The 2316-nt window shown below is 49.6% G+C and carries 1 pseudogene; it reads left to right on the forward strand.

From position 1 onward, the window contains the following. Positions 1-2316: pseudogene (locus AC3A8L_RS17550) on the forward strand (hypothetical protein); the annotation flags it as partial.

Genomic DNA, 2316 nt, shown 5'->3' on the forward strand with positions numbered 1-2316 from the left:
CGGCAAGCTCCGGTGTTTTGTTCATTCCTGGTAGTAACTTGCCGCCCAGTGCTGGGGAAAACTCGGCTCGGACTATCCCTGAGAGTGAATATAATGCGTTAGGCGAATTTCAGCCCGAAATTATTGTATTAGCGCCCTTTGATATTTCTAATCCATTAGACGATTTTACGCCCAATGAAGCGTTGAAGTTTACTTGGGTGCCCAATGCCGCAGCGCAAGCGTTGCTTGATATCTCCGCTTTTGATCTTACCAGTGCAAATTTAAGCTTTACCGTGCCCAATATCATCGGCCGTAATGGCCCAGGCCCAGATGTTATTCCGCTTGGCTTTACGTTGAGAGTAACGGACGGCCAAGGGCTTTTTAGCGAATCTAGCCACACCATAAATATCGAGGCTAATGATGATTTTCCGATTATTACCGACGTAACAACAACAGCAGTGCAAGTGGCTGCTGGTGGTAGCGCAACGCTAGCGATTTCCGCCTTTGACCCTGAAGGCCAAGCGCTAACCTATGAATGGTCTGTGGCGGGTAGTGGCCCAGGCGAAATAGACAGCCGCTTTAGTGCCCCCAATTTGGATTCAACGACTTTTACGGTTCCATCAACGCAAGTAAATGACGAAGCGATTAATATTAGCGTTAGTGCGTGGGAAGCCTCTAAAAACGGTAGCGATAGGGTGACGGATAACACATTGGTTATCGAAGCTCAGTCGGGCTATGTGGCTCCAACTGTTGGCCTTACGGTCAGTGCAAACGCTGAGGAAGACCTGCCAATTACCATTAATGCTTCGGTTGACTTCACCTTTGCGCCAGTGAATCCAACTTATACCTGGGCTGGCACTTGTGAGGGCAATGTAATCGCTCTTACGGAATCTGCCGTGCAAGGCCCAGCCAACGGCGAAAGCCAAGCGATTTTATCGGCTAGCTTTACCGCGCCAAGTGCTATTGAAAGCTACAGCTGTAATGTTGAGTTAACGGTGGCTGATGGCGTGGGCACAGACGAAGTTACGGCATCAACCGATGACTTTACGGTGATTGCTAATAACGATGCGCCGCGAGTGGCAACATCAGCCGATATCATCGAGGCAATATCGGGCATGGCCATTAATCTACCGGCAGCAGTGGATGACGATGGCCCTGAAGCAACCAGCCAGCTGCAATACAGTTGGACAGCGAATAATCCTGCTGCACTTGCGGCATTAAGCGACACAGTAGCGGTTAACCCAACGTTTTTACCTCCGTCTTATCCTATCGATACACTAGTGACGTTTACGGTGACAGTGACCGATGGCGCGGAAGCGGACAGAACTGCGCAGGAGAACGCGGTATCGACCGCGCAATTGCAAGTGAGCGTAGCGGGTAATAATAAGGCGCCCACCACCGCAGGTGAGGATTCTGAACTAACCGTTGCTGAAAGTGAATTTGATGACAGTGGCAGCGTTGTTCCGAATGAAATTACGCTTAGCCCGCTTGCCGATGCTTTAAATACTGGGGATATTGATGATTTCACTGCAAACGAGGATTTGCGATTCCAATGGGAGGTCGAGGGTATTGATACGGAGGGTACTGATCTTACCGGGCCATCCTTAACCTTTACTGCGCCGAATGTATTGGGTACCCCGCAGACCAATTTGATCTTTATTCTAAATGTGTATGACGAGGAGGGGGCCTCTACTAATTCAGTGCATGTTGTAACTGTCGACGGTGATAATGATCAGCCTAGCTGGCCTACCATCAGCAGGGAGCCGGCTGGCGAGACTATAACCGGCGGAACAGAGGTGACCTTAACCGCAAGTGATTCAACTGACCCCGAAGACCAGCCCATTACCTATCGCTGGCAAGAAGTTGATGCGACCGGCACCGCTATTGTTGACGGTATTACTTGTCCAGCAGCAATCTGTACCTTTACGGCGCCGGATGAAGATCGCACATTAATTATGCAAGTGATTGCTTCGGATGGTGTGAAAGAAACCGCTAGTGAGTTATATGAAATAGCGTTAACAGCAAGCTACGTCTCTTGGGTTTTTAACTTATCAGTCACTTCCGAAAATGAAAGTACGCCAGGCTTAGATTTTGATGCAGTAGAGGAGCAAGAAATCGAGATTACTGTCCAAGCTTTAAGGGATGGGTCAACGGAGATTATTGACGCGTATTGGGGCCGCCCCTCGGGGGGAGGCGGTGATTCTTTCTGTAATACCATCACTCCTGACTTTGCGTTTCCGTTTACAGAGCTTGCAGCTATCGCAACAACAACAGACACCACGTACAGCTTCACCCCGCCTCAAACCGCGACGGCGAGTTTTGAGTGTGAGATTTACT

The sequence above is a fragment of the Marinagarivorans sp. genome (assembly GCF_982758155.1).